The following is a 21,723-nucleotide window of genomic DNA, read 5'->3' on the forward strand; positions in this document are numbered from 1 at the left end:
GGGAGGCGTCATGGCGGGTGGGCGTTCAGGGCGTGACACCGCGAGATGGCAAGCGCCGTGCCCGCGCCGCCGGGCCGCGGGGCGCCGACGCACCGGTCACGGCGCGCAGGTGCGCCACGGTGCGCGCGAGCCCTTCGTCCAGCGGCACGCGGGGCGCCCAGTCCAGTTGCGTGCGCGCCAGGCGGATGTCCGGGCAGCGCCGGCGCGGGTCGTCGGCGGGCAGGGGGTGGTGCACCAGGCGGGAGCGGCTGGCCGTGAGGCGCAGCACGCGCTCGGCCAGCTCCAGCATCGTCACCTCGTGCGGGTTGCCCAGGTTCACGGGCTGTTCCACGCCGCTGGCCATGAGCCGCAGCAGGCCGTCGATGGTGTCCTCGACGAAGCAGAACGAGCGGCTCTGCTGGCCGTCGCCGTAGAGCGTGATGTCCTCGCCGCGCAGGGCCTGCACGATGAAGTTGCTCACCACGCGGCCGTCGTCCGGCAGCATGCGGGGGCCGTAGGTGTTGAAGATGCGCGCCACGCGGATCGAGACGCCGTGTTGGCGCGCGTAGTCGTAGCACAGGGTTTCGGCGCAGCGTTTGCCTTCGTCGTAGCAGGCGCGCGGGCCGGTGGTGCTGACGTTGCCGCGGTAGGTCTCCGGCTGCGGGTGCACGTCGGGGTCGCCATAGATCTCGCTCGTGGAGGCTTGCAGCAAAGGCACGCGCTGTCCGTGCGCGATGTCCAGTGCGCGCAGGGTGCCCAGCACGCAGGTCAGGGTGGTGCCGATGGGGTCGCGCTGGTAGAAGGGCGGGCTGGCCGGACACGCGAGGTTGAACACCGCACAGGCGTGCACCCCTTGCAGCACCGTCGCGTCCTGCTGCCGCAATTCGAAGCCCGAGTGCACGAGCAGGTGGCGCAGGTTGTCGACGCGGCCCGAGGACAGGTTGTCCACGGCCAGCACGCGGTGGCCCTCGCGCAGCAGCCGTTCGCACAGGTGGCTGCCCAGAAAGCCCGCGCCGCCGGTCACCAGCACGGGTCGCGGATCGCGTGTGTCCGGCGTCATGGCGACACCTCCGCCGCGGCAACGGCCTCGGCGCCCGCCGCCGACAGGGCCGCCTCGTCGGCCTGATCGCGAACCGAGGAGCTGGCCGCGCGCCGTGGCTTTTCCAGCAGGAAGCTGCCGATCACCAGCGCGTCCAGCGGCGTGCTGTGGAAGGCGTGCAGCGCGTCCTGCGGCGTGCAGACGATGGGTTCGCCGCGCACATTGAACGAGGTGTTGATGAGCACCGGCACACCGGTGAGTTCGCCGAAGCGCTCGAGCAGCGCGTGAAAGGCCGGGTTGGTGGCGGCGTCCACCGTCTGCACGCGCGCCGTGCCGTCCTGGTGGCAGGCCGAGGGAATGCGCGGGGCCTGCCCGGGCAGCACGTCGTAGACGAACAGCATGAAGGGCGCGAGGCCGTCGTTGGCGTCGGCGGGCGAGAACCACTCGTGCAGGCGCTCGCGCGGCACGGCGGGCGCCACGGGCCGGAAGTCCTCGCGGTCCTTGAGTTCGTTGAGGCGCGCCTGCATCTCCGGCCGCAGCGGCGAAGCGAGGATGGAGCGCGCGCCCAGCGCCCGCGGCCCGAACTCCATGCGGCCCTGGAACCAGCCGATCACCTGGCCCTCGGCCAGGCGCCGCGCCGTGGCCGAGGCCACGTCGCCCAGGCGCGTGTAAGGCAGCTTGGCCCACTGCAGCAGCGCCTCGATGTCCTCGTCGTCGAAGCCGGGGCCCAGGTAGGCGTGGTCCATGCGCCAGCGGCGCGGTGCCAGCGCCAGGGGGCCGCCGTCGAAGCGCGCCGGGTCGGCGGTGCCCGGCAGCCGCGCGCGGGCGTCCACCCACAGGGCCGCGCCCAGCGCGGTGCCGGCGTCGCCGGCCGCGGGCTGCACCCAGACGCGCTCGAACAGGCCGCTGTCGCGCAGGCGCGCGTTCATCACGCAGTTGAGCGCCACGCCGCCGGCCATGGCCAGGTCGGGCTGGTCCGACACCGAGCGCAGCCAGCCCGCGAGTGCGAGCACCGTGTCTTCCAGCACGGCCTGCAAGGCGGCGGCGGCGTCGTAGTGCCGCTGTTCCATCGGCGCGCCGCGCGCGCGCGGCGCGCCGAACAGGGCGACAAGGTCCATGGCGTCGAGCTCGTAGCCGCCGGCCGCGCACAGCCGCACGTGGCGCCACAGGGCGTCGCGCCAGCGGCGGCGGTCGCCCATCGCCGCCATCGCCATCACCTTGTATTCGTCGCTGGAATGCAGGAAGCCCAGGTGCGTGGTGATGCGCTCATAGAGCAGGCCGAGCGAATGCGGCACCTGCACCTCGCCCAGCGCGCCGTAGTGAGCGTCGCGGTAGACGCCGTAGCTGGTGGAGGCCCGTTCGCCGCGCCCGTCGATCGTCATGACCGCGCAGCGCTCGAAGGGACTCGCCAGGAAGGCGCTGGCCTGGTGGCAGAGGTGGTGGTTGACGAAATGAAAACGGTACGGCCCATCGTGCCGCACGCCTTGCAGGCGCCCGCGCAGGTGGTGCGGCGCGCCGCTGGCGAGCTGGCGCGGGGCGTTGACCACATAGGCCGCGAACAGGGGGTCCCAGACGCTTTCCCATTCGCCCGCCGCGTGCGCCGACGGTTGCAGCGGCAGGCTCAGGGCGGGCGCGGCGGCCCGGTCGCCGAGGAAGCGCGCGGGGTCGTAGCTGTAGGCCACGTGGTCCACGTCGGCGAGCGACACGCCCGCCTGGCGCAGGCAATCGTCGATGGCGTGGAAGGGCAGCTCCCAGGCCGTGAAGGGCAGCGGCCGCTTGCCATGCTTGATGCGCGTGAAGCGCTCTTCCTCGCTGGCGGCGAGGGGGGTGCCGTCGACGACCAGCGCGGCCGCGCTGTCGTGGAACGCGGCGTTGATGCCGAGGGTGATCATGCGCGGGCCTCCTGTAGGGGCAGGGTGGGAAGGGGCGGGGCGGCAGCGAAGGGTTCGCCGTCCGGGCGTTCGAGCAGTTCGCGCACGGCGTCCACCACCGTGTGCACCTCGATCCGGCGCAGGCAGTCGTGGTGGCCTTGCGGGCAGACGCTCTTGAGGCAGTGCCGGCAGGGCACGTCGTGGCTGAGCACACGCGCCTTCGCGCGCCACGGGGTGTGCTGGGGATTGGTGAGCGCGTACAGCACCACCACCGGCGTGCCCAGGGCCGCGGCCAGATGGGCCGGTCCGCTGTTGTTGCACAGCAGGGCGCGCGCGCCGCCGATGAGCGCCGCCAGCGGGCCCAGGTCCAGGCGCCCGCAGAGGTCGACGAAGGGCTCGCTCATGGCCGCGCCGGCCTCGTGCACCAGCGGCTGTTCCCCGGCCGTGCCGGTGAAGACGATCTGGCAATCGGTGGCGCGCGCCAGGGCATCGGCCGCCTGCCCGAAGCGCTGCGCCGGGTAGCGGCGCGAGGCCGCGCTGGCGCCGGGGTGCACCACGAGCCAGGGCCGATCGGGCCGTCCGCCGGCGGCGGCCAGGGCCGCCCGCATCGTCTGCGTGTCGGCCGGGTCCAGTTCGAAGGGCAGGGCCTCGTCGCCGCTGACGTAGCCCACCGAGCGCACCAGGTCGAGCTGGCGCTGCACCTCGTGGCGCATGCCGCTGGCGCAGACGTCCGTCTCGGGCACCCAGTCGCTGAGCAGCGCGTACGGGTTCTCTCGCGCGTGCGCCAGGCGCAGCGGTATGCCGGCGAGGCGGCACAACAAGGCGGCGGGCAGGGCGCTCTGCGTGCAGACGGTGAAGATGACCGCGGCGTCGAAGCGGTGCGCGCGCAGGCGCTCGACGAGGCGCAGGTCCTGCGCGGCCGATGCCTCGGTGCCCTCGGGCTGGCGCGTCCAGGGCGCCCGGTACACGAAACACTCGTCCACCGCGTCGAGGTGGCGCGCCAGTTCGGCGCCCGCGGGTGAGGTGAGCAGCGTGAGCTGCGTGCCGGCGGTGCGCCGCTTGAGCGCGGCCAGGGCGGGCGCGGTCATCAGCACGTCGCCCAGGTTGTCCAGCCGCACGGCCAGGATGCGGCGGGCGTCGGCCCAGCGCGGCGTGGCGGGCACGTGGCCCTGGATGAGGGTCAGGGCCATGAGGTCTCCTGGTCGGGCAGCACCATGAGCTCGGCGATCACCGAGCCGCGCGGCAGGCTGAGCACCAGCTGCGCCGCCTCGGCCACGTTGGCGGGGTCCTGCAGCGTCTGTGGATCGAGGTCGGGAAAGCGCTCCAGCAGGAAGGGCGTGCGCATGCCACCGGCGATCAGCGAACTCACGCGTACGCCGCTGGCGCGCAGTTCGGCGTGCAGGGCCTTGCTCAGGCCCAGCAGGCCCCACTTGCTGGCGTGGTAGGCGCTGGCATTGGGCCAGGCGCGCAGCGAGGCCGTGGAGGCCACGTTGATGATGTGCCCGCCACGTCCGCCGTCCGAGGCCTTGAGCGCGGGAAGGGCGGCCTTGCTGAGCAGGAAGGGACCGATGAGGTTGGTCTCGAGCACGCGCGTCCAGGCGGAGTACGTGACCTCGTCGATCGGCGCGGTGACGTCCGTGCCGGCGTTGTTCACCAGCACGTCCAGGCCGCCCCAGCGCTCCAGGACGGCGGTGAGGGCGTCGAAGACGGCGGGCTGGCGCCCGACGTCCATGCCGATGCCCAGCGTCGAATCGCCCTGTGGGTCGATCTCGCCGCACACGCGCGCGGCCTTGGCCGGGTCCAGGTCGGCCAGGGCCACCCGGGCACCCGCGGCCACGAAGCGGCGCGCCATGGCGGCGCCCAGGCCGCTGCCGGCGCCGGTGATGAGGATCCTGCGTTGCGCGAGGCTGGACATGGCGTGTGCACTCCGGTGTGGTGGAAGCGCGGCACGGCAAGGCGTATGCCGGGGCCCGCGCGGAACGCCGATTGCCTCGCGCGCGCCATGAGTGCGGAGAACCTGTGGTGGACCCTGGGCCGAGGGCTCGATGCGCTCGACGTGGTGCTGTTTCGCCTGGGCGATGCGCAGATGACGCTGGCGCTGCTGCTCAAGCTGCTGCTCCTGCTCGCCCTGGTCTTCTGGGCCGCGGGCGCCGTGCGGCGCTGGTTGCTGGGCGCCGGCCTGAGCCGGTTCGACATCGACACGGGCACGCGCTACGCGGTCGCCGCCACCGCGCGTTACCTGCTGCTGGTGCTGGGCGTGCTGATGGTGTTGCAGAACGTGGGCATCAACCTCGCGGCGCTCAGCGTGGTGGCCGGCGCCGTCGGCCTGGGCGTGGGCTTCGGTCTGCAGAACGTGGTGAGCAACTTCATCAGCGGGCTGATCATCATGTTCGAGCGCCCCATCAAGGTGGGGGACCGGGTGGAGGTGGCCAGTGTGGAAGGCGTGGTGCGCGAAATCAGCGCGCGGCGCACGACCGTGGTGACCTCGGACAACGTGGCCATCCTGATTCCGAACCAGCGCTTCATCCTGGACAACGTGGTCAACCTGGCCTACCTGGACGGGCCCGTGCGCCTGCGCGTCGCCGTGGGCCTGCCTTCGGGCGCCGACGCCGCACTGGTGGGGCAGTTGCTGAGGGAGGCGGCGCACGAATTGCCCGAGGTGCTGCGCGAGCCCGCCCCTCAGGTGCTGCTGCGCTCACTGGGCGGCGCCTCGCAGCAGTTCGAGCTCGCGGTGTGGTTCCAGCCGCAGCTCACGGCGCGCGACCAGTTGGCCAGCGCGCTCAATCTGGCGGTGGCGCGCCGGCTGGAACAGGCGGGGGTCAAGCCGGCCTGAGCGAAGCGCGATGGGGCGACGGGGCGGCACGCGACTTGCCCCCTGCGTGTTTTGCAGGAGGCACGACATGCCCAGACCCCGCCAACCGACACCCGACACCAAGCCATCCGCCACCGAGCCGCGCAAGGTGGTCAACACGGGGCTGCCCCCGCACGCGCCCGGCGCATTCGTCAAGCGCCGCTTCGATGCGCTCGAACTGCCGCATGAGCGCGACGAGGGCCTGGAGACCACCGCGAGCGAACCCGATCCGGTGATCGAACAGGCCGGTCGCGACCTGGCCAGCGGGCAGGTCGACACCGACCTGCGCGCCACGCCCGGGCTGGACGCGCAGCGCCGCGAACGCCTCTTGCGTCGCCGCGGGTGAGTGGGCGATGGGCACGGCGCTTGCCGCGTCGGCGCGCAGGCCGGCAGCAACGGCCGGCACTTCGTCAACCGCATCGAGCAATTCACCAAGGAGCATGTGATGGCACAACATGATCGGGGCCGCCGCCAGGGCGGCCAATACGGACCGGGCCGCTCGCAACGGCAACAGGAGGGCTACCAGCAAGGAGGCTGGGGCGGCCCATACGATGAGTCGCAAGGCAGCGACCACCCCTACGGCGGTTACGGCGGCTACGGCAGACAGCAGAACCAGTTCGCTCCCCAGGGCGGGCAGCAGGGTGGCTGGCACGACGAATCGTCGCGATGGTCGGGCGGCCCTTACCAGGACGAAGGCCGCTACGGTGCCCAGGGCGGCTGGCGTTCGCCGGAGCGTTTCCGCGGCTCTGACCAGGGCTTTCAGGAAGGCCTGCCCGAGCCCGGCGAGCATGCCGCCTACGGCACGCGACGCGGCTACGGCCCCAGCGGCTTCGGCCAGGGCGGCTATGGCCAGAGCCCGGGCATCGACCAGAGCGGCTACGGCGGCTATGGGCAGAGTGGGGCCGGGCAGAGCGGCTACGGCCAATCGGGTGGCTACGGGCAGTCAGGTGGCTACGGGCAGTCGGGTGGCTATGGCAGCCCGCAAGGCCGTTTCGGCGACGAGCAGCAGGGCCAGGGCCGCTATCAGACGGATCCCGACTACTGGCAGTGGCGCGAGGAGCAGATGCGCGCGCTGGACGATGACTACGGTTCCTGGCGCAAGGAGCGCTACCAGCGCTTCTCCGACGAGTTCTCGCAGTGGCGCACGCAACGCCAGCAGTCGCAGGGCGGCTCGGGCAGTGGCCGGGGGTCGTCGTCCGAGGCCTCGAACCGGTCGGGCTCCTCGAGCGAGGGCTCGGACAGCTCCGCGGGTTCCTCGGGCACCAGTGGCTCGCGGACCAACCGCTGAGCACACAGGTCCCGGCTGATCGCACGATCCGCCGGGACGAACCAGGGCCGGCTCCCGCGAGCCGGCCTTTTTTATGGCGCGCTCAGGCGTGCCGGCGCCGCTTGTCCACCGGCTCGATGCGCAGCAGCTGCCGGTACTTGGTGACCGTGCGCCGCGCCACCACCAGCCCCTGGTCGGCGAGCTGGCGGGTGATCTCCGCGTCGGACATCGGACGCGACGGGTTCTCGGTCTGGATGATGTCGCCGATCAGCCCGCGGATTGCCGTGCCCGAGCAGGCGTTGCCCGCCGCGCTCACCATCGGGCGCGAGAAGAAGTACTTCAGCTCGAACACGCCCAGGGGCGTGGCCATGTGCTTGTTGTTGGTCACGCGCGAGACGGTGGACTCGTGCACGCCCACTTCCTCGGCGATCTCGCGCAACACCAGCGGTTTCATCGCCATGGGGCCGAACTCCAGGAAGTGCCGCTGGCGCCGCACGATGGCCTGGGCCACGTCCAGGATGGTGGAGAAGCGCTGCTCCACGTTGCGCAAGGTCCAGCGCGCGTCCTGCAACTGTTCGCCGAGTTCGCCGTTCTGCCGCGAGCGGTGGCGCTGGAACAGGTCCGCATAGACCTGGTTGAGCCGCACGCGCGGCACCACGGCGGGGTTGAGCTGCACCGTCCACTGGCCGCGCTGGCGGCGCACGATCACGTCGGGGACGATGTAGTCGATGCGCGAGGCGCCCACGCGCCAGCCGGGGCGCGGGTCGAGGTGGCGGATGCGGTCGACCACGGCCTCCACGCGCGCCGCCGGCACCCGCAGCGCCGCGGCCAGGGCCGGCACGTCGCGCGCGGCCAGGGCATCGAGGTGGTCGCGCACGATGCATTCGGCCAGCTCGCGGCAGCGGGGGTCTTCGATCTGCTGCACCTGCAGCGCCAGGCACTCGCCGACGCCACGCGCCGCCACGCCGGTGGGCTCCAGCGACTGCACGAGACGCAGGGCCACGAGCATGTCCTGCGAGGAAGCCGGCGGATCGCAAGGCACCATGGCGGCGATTTCCTCGAGCGGCGTGCGCAGGTAGCCGTCGTCGTCCAGCGACTCGACGATCGCGCGCGTCAGGCACAGATCGCGTTCGGACAAGGCCATGACGTTGAGCTGGCCGTGCAGGTGCATGGCCAGCGTGGTGTCGCAGGCGGTCATCTCCATGGCCGAGACCTCGCCCTCGCTCGCGCCGCGCGTGCCGCTGATGGCTTCCTGCATCCACATGTCGCGGTCGTCGCTGCCGTCGCGGCGCACGCCATCGTCCCAGGGGTCGTTGGCCGCGGCCAGGGGTTCAGCGGCTTCCAGCGCCGCGGGGTCCTCCACCGAGGGATCGCTTTCCACCGCGTCGGTCTCTCCCGGCGCGTTGTCGTCTTCGCTCTCCAGGAACGGGTTGTCGCCCAGCTTCTGACGCACCAGTGCGGCGAAGTCCAGCGAGGACATCTGCAGCAGTTGCACGGCGCGTTGCAGTCGGGGCGACAAGGTTTGCGTCGGACGGATCTCGGTGCGGAACTCCAATCCCATGGGGGCCTCCTTCAACGGTTGTTCAAACGGTGCGCGGGCCTGTGGCACAGGCGCCAGCCGATGCTTTGCAAAGCCCGTGCCGACAAGGGCCCGGCGCGGGGGCCGCACGCCGCAGGCCGCATGCCCATTGGCCTGGCGCGGGATCGGGGGCGCAGCTGGGGAGGCACCGAGGGGCGGTGCTTCAGAAAAATCTGCTGACCCGGGAACGCAAATTGCCGCAAATGCTGCCTTGGCCCGGTCCTCAGTCGGGCGCCTCGTCCTGCTGCCAGCGGGCCCGGGCCTCGCCCAGCGCCGCGCGCAGCTGTTCCACATCGCCCTCGGCCAACACGGGCCAGGCGCTTCGGCTGAGCCATTGCGCGTGTGCCTGCAAGGCCACGGCCAGGGCCGCCACGCCGCGGTCGCTGCGCTCGTTGTCCACGCTGCGCTCGGCCAGGCGTTCCACGCGCTCGCGCAGGTCCTCGATCTGCCGCCCGGCCTCTTCGCGCAGGGCCGCGTCGCCCAGCAGCGGCAGCAAGCTCTCCGCTTCGAATTGCGCGATCGCCTGAACCCGCCCACCGATGCGGCCCACGCGCGCACCGAGGTCGGTGCGGCTGGTGCCGTCGGCCGCCAGCCGCTGGTACTCGGCGAACAGGCCCAGCAGGCGGTTCAGTTCCTCATCCAGCGAGGGCGAAGGGGTGCCAGTGGAGGTGCTCATGTGCGGGGGCGGCAATCGGCGCACCCGCGGCGGGCGAGCCGTTTGCCAGCGGCGAAAAAAACAAGCCCTCCGGTATCCGATGTCCATCCGTGCCCGCCTGGTCCTTCTGGTGCTCATCGTGCTGCTGCCTGCGCTTGGGGCCGCCTCGTGGGTGGTGTTTCGCACCTGGCAGGCCGGGCACGCCGCGCTCGACCTCAAGGCCGCCGATGGCACGCGCGCGCTGGCGCAGGGCATCGATCAGGAGTTCACGAAGCACCAGGCCATCGCGCGTGCCCTGGCGGCCTCGCCGCTGCTGGACGCGGCGCCGCGCCTCACCGAGCACCAGCGCACTCAGTTCGACCGGACCGTGCGGCGCGCCATCCAGGGAGCCGCCGTGTCGGTGGAACTCGTCAGCGGCGCCGTCCGCTGGATCGACACGCGCCTGCCGGCCGCCGTCCCGCCCCGCCCGCTGGGGCCGGGGGCCGCCGAGATGCAGGACCACGCCGGCATCCTGGTGCTGGACCCCGAGCGACACGATGGCGATGCACTGGCGATCGTGGAGCCGGTGTTCGGGCAGGGAAGCGAGCCGGTGATGAATCTGCTGGTGGTGGTTCCGGTGGCGGAACTGCAGCGCCTGGTGGCGCAGCGCTCGTCCCCGCAGGGCTGGAGCCGCCTGTTGCTCGATCCGGAGGGCCGCGTGGTGGTGCGCCAGCCGGCCAGCCAGCGCGGGTGGCGGCAGGGCGCGCTCGACCCGCTGGTGCGCGAGAGCCTGGCGGGCCGTGTCGAGGGGCGCTTTGCCCTGCGCCCGCCCCGGGGCGAGCCGCTGCGCGTGTACTTCAGCCGGGGGCCGCGCGGCTGGACCAGCCTCACCCTGGTGCCGCGCGCCCAGCTCGACATGGGGCTGCTCGACGCGCCGGCCTGGCTGCTGCTGGGTGCCCTCGCGCTGCTGGCCCTGGCCGTGGCCGGCGCGTGGTGGGTGGCGCGTGAGGAACTGCGCCGGCAGGTGGACCAGGCCGTGGCCCGCACCCGCGAGGCCGAGCAGTGGGCCGCCCAGCGCGAACGCCTGCAGGCCCTGGGGCGCCTCACGGGCCGCGTGGTGCACGAGTTCAACAACCTGCTGGGCGTGATCAGCAACAGCGCCTACCTGATCCAGCGCCAGGCCACGCAGGCCTCGCTGGCCATGCCGGTGTCGGCCACGCTGCGCGCGGTCGAGGCGGCCAGCCGGCTCACGCAGCAACTGCTGCGGTTCGGCGCCCGCCAGCACAGCCGACCCCGCACGCTGGCCTTGCCCGAGTGGTTGCCGGGCCTGCGTGAAATGCTGGGCGTGGTGCTGGGCCGGCGCATCGATCTGCGCATCGAGCCACCGCCCGACCTCTGCGTGCGCGCCGACCCCGACGAGCTCGAACTGGCGCTGATCAACCTCGCACTGAACGCGCGCGACGCGCTGCCCGACGGGGGCAGCGTGAGCCTGAAAGCCGAAGCCGCCGACGCGGCCGCGGTGGCGGATCTGCCGCCGGGCCGCTACCTGAGCATCACCCTGCAGGACAACGGGCCGGGCATCGACCCCACGCAGGCACCGCGCGTGTTCGAGCCCTTCTTCACCACCAAGCGCGACGAGCCGGGCGCCGGCTTCGGCCTGAGCCAGGTGCACGGCCTGTGTGTGCAGGCCGGCGGCAAGGCCGTGCTGCGCAGCCGGCCGGGCGAAGGCACGGCGGTCTCGCTGGTGCTGCCCGCCGTCGAGCCCGAGAGCCCCGCGCTGCGCGAGCTGACCGGTGACGACCGCTCGCCCTTCGTGGCGCGCGTGCTGCTGGCGGAAGACAACGACTCGCTCGGCGAGGTCACGGTGGCGCTGATCGAAACCATGGGCGCGCGCGTGGAGCGCGCCACGAATGCCGAGCAGGCGCTGGCGCGACTGGCGCGCGAACCCGCGGTGGACGTGCTGCTGACCGACGTGGCGATGCCTGGCGCGATGGATGGCCTGGACCTCGCGCGCGTGGTGCGCCAGCGCTGGCCCCGCGTGCATGTGGTGCTGATCAGCGCCCAGGCCGATGCGCTGAGCGGTGCTCAGGGGTTCACGGTGCTGCGCAAGCCGTGCGCGCCGGCGGTGCTGATGGCGGCGCTGCGGCAGCACGCGGCGGGCGCCTGAGTCGCCCGAATGGCGGGTGGCCCGGGCGGGCGGCCCGGGCAGGCACGCCGTGTGCCCTGTGGGTGAGTCGCGCCAAGCGCGACCCTGTTCAACCCATCGCCAAGGACATCACCATGGAACAGAAATCCCTGATCAACTGCCTCAATGACCTGATCGAAACCTGCAAGGATGGCGAGTACGGCTTCCGCAGCACGGGCGAGCACCTGCACACCGCCGAGATGCAACGCCTCTTCATGGCCCGCGCCGAGGAGTGCAAGCAGGCCGCCGCCGAGCTGCAGGCACTGGTGGTGCAATTGGGCGGCAACGCGCAGGAGCGCGGCTCCATGTCGGGTGCCGCGCACCGCGGCTGGGTCGCCGTCAAGGGCACCCTGGCCGGCTACAGCGACGTGGCCATGCTCGAGGAAGCCGAGCGCGGCGAGGACGTGGCCATCGAGCGCTACCGCGAAGCGCTGGCCAAGGACCTGCCGCCCGACGTGCGCGTGGTGGTCGAACGCCAGTACGAAGGCGCCAAGCGCAACCACATGCAGGTCCGTTCCCTTCGCGACCAGGCGCGCGCGATGGCAGATTGAGTCCGCCCCGCCGGCGCCGGCCACCGCCCGGCGCTGAGGCGGCGGCCGCGGCGCCCGCGAGGGCGCCTTCCCATGTGGCGCGCCCTCAGCGGCGCGCGCACAGCAGGCCGAACAGGGCACCCACCGCCAGCGCCGTGCCCACGGCGCCCAGCGGGTTCTCGCGCACCGTGATGCGGACGCACTCCGTCCACTCCTCCTGCACGCCGCGCCATTGGCGCGCGTGCTCGTGCAAGGCGCCGCTGGCCTGCGCCAGTTTCTCTCCCGCCTCGGGGAAGGGGTTCGTTGCCTGCGGGTCGTTCGTGCTCATGGTGGGATCCTTCGACGGCTTCAGCGCGCGGTGCCGCGCCGAACGAGGTTGACGATGGCCAGGAGGATCACGGCCCCCAGCAGCGAAATGAGCAGCGAGGCGAGGCTGAACGCACCTTCATTGATGGTCGCCACACCCACCAGCGGTGAGATGAGCCAGCCCGCCAGCACGGCGCCGACGATGCCCACGACGACATTGAGCAGCAGGCCCTGCTGCGCGTCGGTGCGCATGAGCAGGCTGGCGAGCCAGCCGAGCACGCCGCCGACGACGAGCCAGATGAGGATGTTCATGAGGGTTCTCCTTGAATGGTGGGACGAGCCCGGCGAGGGCAATCGGCATGCCGCCGGCAGCGGTGCTGCGCCGCGGACCGCTGTGGCGGGCGCCCCGCTGGCTCGCGCGGGAATATGGCTTGCCTCGTGGTGGCGGGAAGTTCTCGAGCCAGGGGTTCAGGCCTTTCCCTTTCTCTTCCACCACACAGGAGCCAACCATGAACAAGGTCCTTCAGATGCGACTCGCCCTGGCAGCCGCCGCCTGCTTCGCCACCGGTCTCGCGATGGCGCAGACCACCACCCCTCAACCGGGCACGACGCAGAGCCCATCGACCCAGCAGACGCAGCCACCCGGCACGACCTCGCCCTCGAATCCCAGCTCCCAGGGAACGGACACCAACCAGCCGCCGGCCCGCACCAATCAGGGCGGCACGGGCACGACCCCGGGCACCACCGGCAACATGAACCAGGGCAACACCGGGACCATGAACCAGGAGCAGCGCGCGGCGCGCGCCGATCGCGGCTGAGGCAGTGCCTCAGCGCGGGGCAGGCCGCTGCGCCTGCCCCTGCGCGGCCCGCCAGCCGGGAAAGGCTTCGGCCAGCCCGAGCCGCTCGGGCAGCACATAGGCCAGGCCCCGCGCGGTGGTGAAGCGCGGGCGCAACTCGCGGTCGTAGAACGCGGCCGGCACGTTCACACAGCCATACGAGATGCGGTTGTCCTGCGGAGTGGGCGAGGCCAGGCGCTCGAGCCGGCGTTCGCCGGCGTGCGCGCTGCGCACGCGGTGCATGGACACGGCGGCGTCGTAGTCGATCCAGAGGATGTCTTCGCCCTTGTGGTTCTCGCCCGGCTCGATGACGAAGCGGCCCGCGGGCGTGGTGCGTTCGTGCGGCGCGATGCGCGAGAGCGGGCGTGTGCCGATGTCCGGCGCCGAGGTGTCGCCCACCGCACTGCCCAGCAGCACCGGTGAATCCGTGAGGAGCCGCGCCTGCCCGTCGAACACCCACAGGCGGGCCTCGCGCTTGTCGAGGATCACGAAAGGCTGGCCCTGGTTGTCGGCGCCGCGCGCGATCCATTGCAGCAAATTGTTCGCGGCATCGCTCAGGCCTTGCGTGGCCGAGGCGGGCGCGGACTGCAGCGCCAGGGCCAAGGCGGCGGCCAGCAGGTGCGTGTGTCGTGACAGGGAGGGCAGGCTCATCGTGGACGTCCGGGGGGCGATTGTCGCTGTGAATGGCGGACGGTGCGTGGAACGCGGGCTTGGCATGCCGTGGCCTGGCAAGGGCCGTGCCGCGCACGGCACACGGTTTGCCAAGGCGAGCAGCACTTCTCCAGGAGCCAGCAATGAACCACAAACAGAAACCGCTCAGGGTACTGATGATCAGTGAACACGCCTCACCGCTGGCCGTGGCCGGGGGCGTGGACGCAGGGGGGCAGAACGTCTATGTGGACAGCGTGGCGCGCGAACTCGTGCGCGCGGGCCACTCGGTGGACGTGCTTACGCGCCGCGACGACGCGCACCTGCCGGGCGTGGTGACTTGCGCGCCGCGGCTGCGCGTGCACCACCTCACCGCGGGGCCGCCGCGTCCCGTGCCCAAGGAAGCGCTGCTGCCCTACATGCCGGCCTTCGCGCACAGCGCGCGCCAGCGCCTGCGGGGCGAGCCTGCGTTCGACGTGATCCACGCCAACTTCTTCATGTCCGGGCTGGTGGGACTGGCGCTGCGCCGTTCCCTGCGGGCGCCGCTGGTGACCACCTTTCACGCGCTGGGGCTGGTGCGGCGCGCGCACCAGGGCGCGGACGACGCCTTTCCTGCCGCGCGCCTGTCGATCGAGCGCGCGCTCGTGCAGCACTCGGCCCGCCTGGTGGCCGAGTGCCCGCAGGAGCGGCACGACCTGATTCAGAGCTATGGCGCCGATCCGCAGCGCATCTCGCTGGTGCCCTGCGGCGTGGACCTCGATCGCTTCCGTCCCGGTGATCGAGGGGCGGCGCGTGCGCGCCTGGGCCTGCCGGTGGACGAGTTCATCGTGTTGCAGCTCGGCCGGCTGGTGCCGCGCAAGGGCATCGACAACGTGGTGCGCGCGCTGGCCATGCTGCCGCGCCACTGGCCGGCGCGGCTGGTGGTGGTGGGCGGTGATTCGGACGCACCGAACGAAGTGCTCACGCCGGAGATCGGCCGACTGCGCCGGCTCGCGGCCGATCACGGAGTGGCGGACCGCGTGCACTTCGCCGGCCGCCACGGCCGCGACGCCCTGCGCGACTGGTACGTGGCGGCGGACGTGTTCGTCACCACGCCCTGGTACGAGCCCTTCGGCATGACGCCGCTGGAGGCCATGGCCTGCGGCACGCCGGTCATCGGCAGCGAGGTGGGGGGCATCCAGCACACGGTGCGTGACGGCGTCACCGGCTTCCTGGTGCCGCCGCGCGATCCGGCGGCGCTGGCGCAGCGCCTCATCGAGCTGCGACATCGGCCCGCGCTGTGCCGCGCGCTGGGCGCCGCTGGCGTGGCGCGCGTGCGCCAGTTCTTCACCTGGGACCGCGTGGCGCGTGGGCTGGAGGCCGTGTACCGGGAGGCGCGCGAACCGCTGCCCGCGGCGGCGCCCGTGGGCGCATGGCGCCAGGCCGGAGCGCGACGGTCGCGTCCGGTGGAGGCGGGTTCGGCGCTGGGGGAGGCCCGATGAGCGGCGCCGCGGTGTTCGTCGACAAGGACGGCACGCTGGTGACCAACGTGCCCTACAACGTCGATCCCGCGCGCCTGCGTTTCGAACCCCAGGCCCTGGCGGCGCTTCGCGACCTGTCGCGGGCGGGCTTCTCGATCGTGGTCGTGAGCAACCAGAGCGGCCTCGCGCGTGGCCTCTTCACCTGGCCCCAGTTGCTGCGGTTGCGAGAGGCCCTGGAGCGGCGGCTCATCAACGAGGGTGGCGTGGTGCTGCGCGGGTTCTACGTCTGCCCGCACGCCCCGGACGCGCAGGGCCAGCCCACCTGCGACTGCCGCAAGCCGGCGCCCACGCTGCTGCGCCGCGCCGCGCAACGGCTCGATCTGGATCTGGCGCGCTCGTGGATGGTGGGCGACACGCTGGACGACGTGGAAGCCGGGCGTCGCGCGGGTTGCCGCGCGATCCTGTACGACTCCGGCGGCGAGACGGTGTGGCGCGACGGACCCGAGCGCCGGCCGCACGCGCGCCACACGCGCTGGAGCGAGGTGGCGCGCACCATCCTGGCCGACGCACGGCGCGGCCGTCCACCCACGGGGCAGACCAGGGCGGCGACGCAGGAGGGGCCGGCATGGCAACGCGTGGGCTGAACGCCTGCACCCATCGCGAGGCGACGCCGCCGCTGGCCGCCGCGGCAGCGGTGCCGTGCAGCCAGCGCGTGCACGGCGACTGGTGCGGTTGTCCGCGCGTGTCGGTGGTGGTGCCCACCTACCGCCGCCTGCGTTTGCTGCAACGTTGTCTGAAGGCCCTTGAGGCGCAGAGCATCGGCCAGGAAGCCTTCGAGGTGCTGGTGGTCGACGACGGCCACTGCGAGCGCACGCGCCACTGGGTGCTGGCCGAGGCGAAGCGGCACCCACCGGGCTGGCTGCGCTACCTGCGGCCCGAGGCCGGGCGCGGTCCGGCCGTCGCGCGCAACCACGGCTGGCGGCAGGCGCGCGCCCAGCTCATTGCCTTCACCGACGACGACACCGTCCCCGACGAGCACTGGCTGCTCGAAGGCGAACGCGCCATGGCCGGTGGGGACCACGCCGGCGTGGCCGGGCGCGTGGTCGTGCCGCGGCCCGAGGGCGCGGGCCCTGCGCCCTGCGACCATGAGCGCATGACGCGCGGCCTGGAGACGGCCAGCTTCGTCACCGCCAATGCCTTCGTGAGCCTGTGGGCGCTGTCCGTGGTGCAGGGTTTCGACGAGCGCTTCGCGCGCGCCTGGCGGGAAGACAGCGACCTGCAATTCCGGCTGGAGGCCCTGGCGGGACCGCTGGGACGGGCCGAGCGCGCGGTGGTGCAGCACCCTGTGCGGCCCGAGCGCTGGGGCGTGTCGCTGCGCCAGCAGAAAAACGTGTTCTACGACGCGCTGCTCTACGCCAAGCACCCCGCGCGCTACCGCCGCGAGCTGAGGCCTCGGCCGCCCTGGGACTACTACGCCATCGTCGCGCTTGCGCTGGCCGCCTTGCTTTTCGCCGCGCTGGGGCAGGCGGCCGTGGCCACCGGCTGCGCGCTGGGCATGCTGGGGCTGCAGCTCGCCCTGGCGCTGCGCCGCCTGCGGGGCGCCTCCCATGCGGGCGGACACGTGGCCGAAATGCTGGCCACCTCGCTGCTGATTCCTTTTCTCTCCGTGTTCTGGCGCTTGCGCGGCGCACGGCGTTTTCGCGTGTGGTTCTGGTGATGGCCGCTCCCGAACGCGTCGCCATCTTCCGCGCCCTGATGCTGGGCGACATGCTGTGCGCGACGCCCGCCTTGCGCGCGATGCGCGCCGCCTGGCCGCGCGCGCGGCTCACCCTGGTGGGCCTGCCGTGGGCGCGTGAACTGGCCCAACGCCTGCCGGGTGTCGACGATTTCGAAGCCTTTCCCGGCTGGCCGGGCCTGATGGAACAGGCGCCGGCCGGTGCGGACGCGGGGGCGGCCTTCCTGAGTCGGCTGCGCGCGCGCCACTTCGATCTGGCCATCCAGTTGCACGGCAGCGGGGGCATCAGCAACCCGCTGGTGGCGCGTTTCGGCGCGCGCCGCTTGGCGGGCTTTGCCGGGCAGGGCGCCTGGCGGCCCGCGCGCGATGCCGCGCGCTTCATTCCCTGGCCCGAGCAAGGGCAGGAGATCGAGCGCCTGTTGTCGCTCACCGATCACCTCGGCCTGCCCCGCTGCGGGCTGGCGATGGACCTGCCCGTCAGCCGCGCCGATCACGAGCGCGTGCGCGCCTGGTTGCCGACCGGGCACGCCTATGCGGTGGTGCACGCGGGTGCGCGCTGGCCGTCGCGGCGTTGGCCCGCGCGCCGTTTCGCCGCCGTGGCCGACGCGCTGGCGGCCCACGGCCTGCGCGTGGTGCTGACCGGCACCGCCGGGGAGCGCGAGGCGAGCCTGGCCGTCGCCACGGCCATGGCCGCGCCCGCGCTGGACCTCACCGGCCGCACCGATCTGTGGACCTTGGCCGCGCTGGTCGCCTCGGCTCGCCTGGTGGTGAGCAACGACACCGGCGTGTCGCACGTGGCGGCGGCGCTCGACACGCCCAGCGTGGTCGTGGCCTGCGGCAGCGAGGTCGAGCGCTGGGCGCCGCTGGCCCACGAGCGGCACCGCGTGCTCTGGCGCGACGCACCATGTCGACCCTGCGGCGAAGACCACTGCACCGTCGGCCATGGCTGCGCCCGCGCCCTGGGCGTCGAGGCGGTGGTGCACGCCGCGCTGACACGCATGGAGGCCGGGCACGATGCCGCAGTGGCCGTCTGAAGCCGCGCCCCCGTCGGGGCGGCGCCTGCGCATCCTCACCTGGCACGTGCACGGCAACTACCTCTACAACCTCACGCAGGTGCCGCACGACTTCTGGCTCGTCACCGACGAGGCCCGCTCGCCGCAGCGAACCGGGCGCGTGGGCGCGCTGCCCTGGGGCGACAACGTGCACGAGGCGCCGGCCGCGGACCTGGCGTCCATGTCCTTCGACCTCGTGCTGTACCAGTCGCGCCAGGCGTGGGAGGTCGACCGCGAGCGCTACCTCAGCGCGGCCCAGCGCCGGCTGCCACGCATCGTGCTCGAGCACGACCCGCCCCAGTTGCACCCCACCGACACGCCGCACTGGTGCGACGACCCGGGCGCGCTGCTGGTGCACGTGACCCCGTTCAATGCGCTGATGTGGGACAACGGCCACGTGCCGGTGCGCGTGGTCGAGCACGGCGTGAAGCCCTTGGCGCCGGTGGAATGGAGTGGTCACCTGGCGCGCGGCGTGGTGGTGGTGAACCACATCGGCCGGCGCGGGCGCCGGCTGGGCCTGGACCTGTGGCGCCGGTTCGGCGCCCAGGTGCCGCTCACCCTGGTGGGCATGGGCAGCGAAGCCGTGGGCGGACAGGGGGAGGTGGCGCAACTCGACATGCCCGCCGTGCTGGCGGCGCACCGCTTCTACTGCCACCCGGTGCGCTACACGAGCCTGGGGCTGGCCGTCATCGAGGCCATGATGGCGGGCCTGCCCGTGGTGGGCCTGGCGACGACCGAACTGGTCACGGTGATCCGCAACGGCCACAACGGCTACATCGACACCGAGCCGCAGCGGCTGGTGCCGGTGATGCGCGCGCTCAGCGAGGACCGCGACCTCGCCCTGCAGTGGGGGCAGGCCGCGCGCCGCACGGCACAGGAGCGCTTCTCCATCGACCGCTTCGTGAGCGACTGGCTGGCCGTGCTGGACGAGGTGGCGCGCTAGCCCGCTCGCCGGGCACCCTCACTGCCGGGAGGGGGAGTCGCCCGCGTATTCCTTCAGCCGGTTGTAGAGCGTCTTGAGGCTGATGCCGAGCACGGCCGCGGTGCGCTCCTTCTGCTGCTGGCACTGGTCGAGCGTGGCCTGGATCAGCAGGCGCTCGGCTTGCGCCATGGACACGCCCACGGGCAGGGTGATGGCCGGCCCCCCACCGGCAGGCGACGGCTCGGACCGGGCCGCCGCGCGCGGCGCCGGCAAGGCGGCCACCGGCACCGGGCGCCCGGCGCCGCCCGGCAGCCAGCGCGCGTCGATGGCTTCGCCGTCCGCCATCACGTAGGCGCGGTGGATGGCGTTGCGCAGTTCGCGCACATTGCCTGGCCAGGGGTGTGCGGCGAGCTGGCGCAGGGCCGCGTCGTCCAGGTGCCGGGCGATGCCTTCGCGGCGCGAGATGTCTTCCAGGAAGTGCTGGGCGAGCAGCGGCACGTCGTCCAGGCGCTCGCGCAGCGACGGCAATTCGATCGGGAAAACATTCAGGCGGTAGAGCAGGTCTTCGCGCAGCTTGCCCTGGGCCACGGCCTCCAGCGGCTGCCGGTTGGTGGCGGCGATGATGCGCACGTCGGTCTGGATGCTCTGCGTGGAGCCGACGCGCATGAAGCGCCCCGTTTCCAGCACGCGCAGCAGCTTGACCTGCAGGTCCAGCGGCATCTCGGTGATCTCGTCGAGGAACAGCGTGCCGCCGCTGGCGCGTTCGAAAAAGCCCAGGTGCTGGCGGTCGGCGCCGGTGAAACTGCCTTTCTCGTGGCCGAAGATCTCGCTCTCCATCAGGTGGGGCGAGATGGCTCCGCAGTTCACCGCCAGGAAAGGGCCCGCCTGGCGGCGGCTGAAGGCGTGCACGGTTTGCGCCACCAGTTCCTTGCCGCTGCCGCTTTCGCCGGTGATCAGCACCGTCACGGACGTCGGGGCCACGCGGTGGATCTGCTCGTACACGCGGCGCATCGCCGCCGAGCGGCCCCACAGCAGGCCGAAGCGGCCCGACTCGGCATCGGGATCGCGCGGTGCCGCGGCGGGCACGGTCTTGCCGCCGGCCGCATCGGGCCGGCTGTCGCAGCGCGAGAGCACGCGCTGCAGCTGCTTCATCGCGATGGGCTTGACCAGGTAGTCGGCGGCACCCAGGCGCATGGCCTCGATGGACGAGTCCAGGCTGGCGTGGCCCGTCACCAGCACGATCTCGGAATCGCTGACGAGCTGGCGGTCGGAAAACAGGTCCAGGCCGTTGCCGTCGGGCAGCAGCATGTCGAGCAAGACCAGGTCCGGCGGCTGCAACGCGATCTGGCGCCGGGCGTCGCGCAGGGTGTGCGCCACGGCGACGGAGAAGCGGTCGGCCCGCACCAGCTCGCGCAGGGTGGTGGCGGAGTCGGTGTCGTCGTCGACGATGAGCACGTGGTTCATGTTTGGTGTTTTCCCTGTTGCGCAGCCGGCTGCGACGAGCCTGAGCGGTGCATCATGGTCCGCTGCGCCGCCGCGTGTCTGTATCCACCTGTAGCGAACGTGGGCATGTCGCTTGCCCCCGCTCGCTTGAAGGTCCCATGCAAGACACAAGGAGGTTTGTGCCATGAAACACGCCCTGGCGGAACGGCGAGGTCGCGCAGAACCGCGTCAGACCTGTCCTACACGCACCCCCAGCCACCGTTTGCGCGACGGATTGGCGCTGCTCGCCTTGGGCGGGCTGCTGCTCCAGTGCTGGGCGCAGTGCAGCCAGGTGGTCCGGCGCCGCCGCCTCGAGCGACCGGCGGCTTCCTCGCCCGCGGTGCAGCGCTGGGAAGGTGAGGGCGGGCAGCCCCTGGACGAACCCCCGCCGCAGTGAGCGCCTGGCGGGCGGCCCCCGCGGCGCTCAGGCATGCCGCAGGTCGCTCGTGCTCACCACCGCCGTTCCGAAGCGGCCCACCGCGATGCCGGCGGCCCGGTTGGCCTGACGCAGCGCGTCGTCGATGGGGTGGCCGGCGGCCAGAAAGGCCGCCAGGGTGGCCAGGGTGGTGTCGCCCGCGCCGCTGACGTCGAACACCTCGCGGGCCTGGGTGTCGATGTGCAGGGGCTCCTGCCCCGCGCCGAAGAGCGAGAGGCCGCGCTCGCCGCGCGTCACCAGCAGGTAGCGCAGGGCCAGTCCGCCTCGCAGCATCTCCATGGCCTGCAGAAAGCCGCGTTCGTCCGACCAGCCCCCGGTCAGCGCGCGCGCCTCGGCTTCGTTGGGCTTGAGCAGCCAGGCGCCGCGGTAGCGCTCGACGTCGCTGCCCTTGGGGTCCACCAGGGTTCGGCAGCCGTGCGCGCGCGCCGCCTCCAGCATCTCGTCGCAGTGGCGCAGCGCGCCCTTGCCGTAGTCGCTCAGCACGAGCCAGGGGTGCGAAGGCAAGAGGGCCTGGGTCAATGAGCACAGCGCCCGTGCGGACGCCGCCGGCGCCGTGTGTTCGATGTCGATGCGCAGCAGTTGCTGGCGGCGGCAGACGGCACGGATCTTCTGCGTGGTGGCGGGCGCGGTGCACACGGCGCGCACGCGCACGCCCCCGTGCTCCAGCAGCTGGCGCAGTTGGTGGGCGGATTCGTCCCGGCCCAGCAGGGTGACCAGCGTGACGCGGGCGTCCAGCGCGGCGAGGTTGAGCGCGACATTGGCCGCGCCGCCCGCGCGCTGCTGCTCGCGGTCGAAGCGCAGCACGGGCACCGGGGCTTCGGGCGAGATGCGCTCGACGCTTCCCTCCCAGTACCGGTCGAGCATGCTGTCGCCAATGACGAGAACGGGTTCTGAAGGCATGGTGGACACTG

General features: G+C 72.5%; 22 protein-coding genes. 11 read left to right on the forward strand and 11 right to left on the reverse strand.

The genetic code is table 11. The features are described 5' to 3' along the window. Positions 1 to 25: 25 nt before the first annotated feature. The 4 genes from GTO19_RS08650 to GTO19_RS08665 are packed head-to-tail and all read right to left on the reverse strand — an operon-like array spanning position 26 to position 4,804. Positions 26 to 1,039: a UDP-glucuronic acid decarboxylase family protein gene (locus GTO19_RS08650; protein WP_291020628.1), complete on the reverse strand. Its 1,014-nt coding sequence runs from the start codon at positions 1,037 to 1,039 to the stop codon at positions 26 to 28. Then, complete coding sequence (locus tag GTO19_RS08655; RefSeq protein ID WP_291020630.1) at positions 1,036 to 2,910, reverse strand: carbamoyltransferase C-terminal domain-containing protein; 1,875 nt, start codon at positions 2,908 to 2,910, stop codon at positions 1,036 to 1,038. Before GTO19_RS08655 ends, GTO19_RS08650 begins: the two co-directional genes overlap by 4 nt. After that, the gene (locus GTO19_RS08660; protein ID WP_291020633.1) at positions 2,907 to 4,079 is read right to left on the reverse strand and encodes a glycosyltransferase family 9 protein; all 1,173 of its coding nucleotides are present in this window, start codon (positions 4,077 to 4,079) and stop codon (positions 2,907 to 2,909) included. The genes GTO19_RS08655 and GTO19_RS08660 overlap by 4 nt, the downstream gene beginning before the upstream one ends. Beyond that, positions 4,070 to 4,804: an SDR family oxidoreductase gene (locus tag GTO19_RS08665; protein WP_291020634.1), complete on the reverse strand. Its 735-nt coding sequence runs from the start codon at positions 4,802 to 4,804 to the stop codon at positions 4,070 to 4,072. Before GTO19_RS08665 ends, GTO19_RS08660 begins: the two co-directional genes overlap by 10 nt. Before the next feature lie 87 nt (positions 4,805 to 4,891). Between GTO19_RS08665 and GTO19_RS08670 the strand changes: the two genes are divergently transcribed. The 3 genes from GTO19_RS08670 to GTO19_RS08680 all read left to right on the forward strand — a co-directional run bounded on the left by GTO19_RS08670 (position 4,892) and on the right by GTO19_RS08680 (position 7,028). Beyond that, positions 4,892 to 5,722: a mechanosensitive ion channel domain-containing protein gene (locus GTO19_RS08670; RefSeq protein ID WP_291020636.1), complete on the forward strand. Its 831-nt coding sequence runs from the start codon at positions 4,892 to 4,894 to the stop codon at positions 5,720 to 5,722. 67 nt (positions 5,723 to 5,789) lie between these two features. Further along, a complete protein-coding gene (locus GTO19_RS08675; protein ID WP_291020638.1) occupies positions 5,790 to 6,086 on the forward strand; it encodes a hypothetical protein in 297 nt (98 codons plus the stop codon). Between the two features lie 99 nt (positions 6,087 to 6,185). Beyond that, positions 6,186 to 7,028 carry a hypothetical protein gene (locus GTO19_RS08680; RefSeq protein ID WP_291020640.1) on the forward strand — a complete coding sequence of 281 codons (843 nt, stop codon included), beginning with the start codon at positions 6,186 to 6,188 and terminating at the stop codon, positions 7,026 to 7,028. Between the two features lie 82 nt (positions 7,029 to 7,110). Here GTO19_RS08680 and rpoN read toward each other — a convergent pair whose 3' ends face one another. Together rpoN and GTO19_RS08690 are read right to left on the reverse strand one after the other, a co-directional pair. Continuing rightward, a complete protein-coding gene (rpoN, locus tag GTO19_RS08685) occupies positions 7,111 to 8,568 on the reverse strand; it encodes an RNA polymerase factor sigma-54 (RefSeq protein ID WP_291020642.1) in 1,458 nt (485 codons plus the stop codon). Between the two features lie 241 nt (positions 8,569 to 8,809). After that, positions 8,810 to 9,262, reverse strand: a complete 453-nt coding sequence (locus GTO19_RS08690; RefSeq protein ID WP_291020644.1) for a hypothetical protein — start codon at positions 9,260 to 9,262, stop codon at positions 8,810 to 8,812. A 79-nt stretch (positions 9,263 to 9,341) separates the two neighbouring features. On the opposite strand from GTO19_RS08690, the gene GTO19_RS08695 reads away from it, so the two are divergent. Continuing rightward, positions 9,342 to 11,387, forward strand: coding sequence for an ATP-binding protein (locus GTO19_RS08695; RefSeq protein ID WP_291020646.1), 2,046 nt, complete (start codon positions 9,342 to 9,344; stop codon positions 11,385 to 11,387). 113 nt (positions 11,388 to 11,500) lie between these two features. Next, positions 11,501 to 11,956 carry a PA2169 family four-helix-bundle protein gene (locus GTO19_RS08700; protein WP_291020648.1) on the forward strand — a complete coding sequence of 152 codons (456 nt, stop codon included), beginning with the start codon at positions 11,501 to 11,503 and terminating at the stop codon, positions 11,954 to 11,956. Positions 11,957 to 12,041: 85 nt separating this feature from the next. Here GTO19_RS08700 and GTO19_RS08705 read toward each other — a convergent pair whose 3' ends face one another. After that, positions 12,042 to 12,263: a YqjD family protein gene (locus GTO19_RS08705; protein ID WP_291020650.1), complete on the reverse strand. Its 222-nt coding sequence runs from the start codon at positions 12,261 to 12,263 to the stop codon at positions 12,042 to 12,044. A gap of 20 nt (positions 12,264 to 12,283) precedes the next feature. Next, the gene (locus tag GTO19_RS08710; RefSeq protein ID WP_291020652.1) at positions 12,284 to 12,553 is read right to left on the reverse strand and encodes a GlsB/YeaQ/YmgE family stress response membrane protein; all 270 of its coding nucleotides are present in this window, start codon (positions 12,551 to 12,553) and stop codon (positions 12,284 to 12,286) included. Between the two features lie 197 nt (positions 12,554 to 12,750). Here GTO19_RS08710 and GTO19_RS08715 point away from each other — a divergent pair, with 197 nt between their 5' ends. Further along, a complete protein-coding gene (locus GTO19_RS08715) occupies positions 12,751 to 13,059 on the forward strand; it encodes a hypothetical protein (RefSeq protein ID WP_291020654.1) in 309 nt (102 codons plus the stop codon). A gap of 9 nt (positions 13,060 to 13,068) precedes the next feature. Here GTO19_RS08715 and GTO19_RS08720 read toward each other — a convergent pair whose 3' ends face one another. Next, positions 13,069 to 13,728: a L,D-transpeptidase gene (locus GTO19_RS08720; RefSeq protein WP_291020656.1), complete on the reverse strand. Its 660-nt coding sequence runs from the start codon at positions 13,726 to 13,728 to the stop codon at positions 13,069 to 13,071. A gap of 143 nt (positions 13,729 to 13,871) precedes the next feature. Here GTO19_RS08720 and GTO19_RS08725 point away from each other — a divergent pair, with 143 nt between their 5' ends. From GTO19_RS08725 to GTO19_RS08745, 5 genes are read left to right on the forward strand one after another with little or no spacing between them, the layout of a single operon-like run. Next, complete coding sequence (locus GTO19_RS08725; RefSeq protein WP_291020658.1) at positions 13,872 to 15,206, forward strand: glycosyltransferase family 1 protein; 1,335 nt, start codon at positions 13,872 to 13,874, stop codon at positions 15,204 to 15,206. Then, positions 15,203 to 15,829, forward strand: a complete 627-nt coding sequence (locus GTO19_RS08730; RefSeq protein WP_291020660.1) for an HAD family hydrolase — start codon at positions 15,203 to 15,205, stop codon at positions 15,827 to 15,829. The genes GTO19_RS08725 and GTO19_RS08730 overlap by 4 nt, the downstream gene beginning before the upstream one ends. Continuing rightward, the gene (locus tag GTO19_RS08735; RefSeq protein WP_291020662.1) at positions 15,811 to 16,902 is read left to right on the forward strand and encodes a glycosyltransferase family 2 protein; all 1,092 of its coding nucleotides are present in this window, start codon (positions 15,811 to 15,813) and stop codon (positions 16,900 to 16,902) included. Before GTO19_RS08730 ends, GTO19_RS08735 begins: the two co-directional genes overlap by 19 nt. Further along, positions 16,902 to 17,954, forward strand: a complete 1,053-nt coding sequence (locus GTO19_RS08740; protein WP_291020664.1) for a glycosyltransferase family 9 protein — start codon at positions 16,902 to 16,904, stop codon at positions 17,952 to 17,954. The genes GTO19_RS08735 and GTO19_RS08740 overlap by 1 nt, the downstream gene beginning before the upstream one ends. Beyond that, positions 17,935 to 18,915 (forward strand): glycosyltransferase, encoded by a 981-nt coding sequence (locus GTO19_RS08745; RefSeq protein WP_291020666.1) that lies wholly within the window; start codon positions 17,935 to 17,937, stop codon positions 18,913 to 18,915. The genes GTO19_RS08740 and GTO19_RS08745 overlap by 20 nt, the downstream gene beginning before the upstream one ends. A gap of 18 nt (positions 18,916 to 18,933) precedes the next feature. Here GTO19_RS08745 and GTO19_RS08750 read toward each other — a convergent pair whose 3' ends face one another. After that, entirely contained in the window at positions 18,934 to 20,358 is a 1,425-nt protein-coding gene (locus tag GTO19_RS08750; protein ID WP_291020668.1) for a sigma-54 dependent transcriptional regulator, read from the reverse strand. A 442-nt stretch (positions 20,359 to 20,800) separates the two neighbouring features. Continuing rightward, positions 20,801 to 21,712 (reverse strand): bifunctional heptose 7-phosphate kinase/heptose 1-phosphate adenyltransferase, encoded by a 912-nt coding sequence (locus GTO19_RS08755; RefSeq protein WP_291020670.1) that lies wholly within the window; start codon positions 21,710 to 21,712, stop codon positions 20,801 to 20,803. Positions 21,713 to 21,723: the final 11 nt, after the last annotated feature.

It is taken from the genome of Hydrogenophaga sp. (assembly GCF_011772445.1).
Lineage (GTDB): Bacteria > Pseudomonadota > Gammaproteobacteria > Burkholderiales > Burkholderiaceae_C > Hydrogenophaga.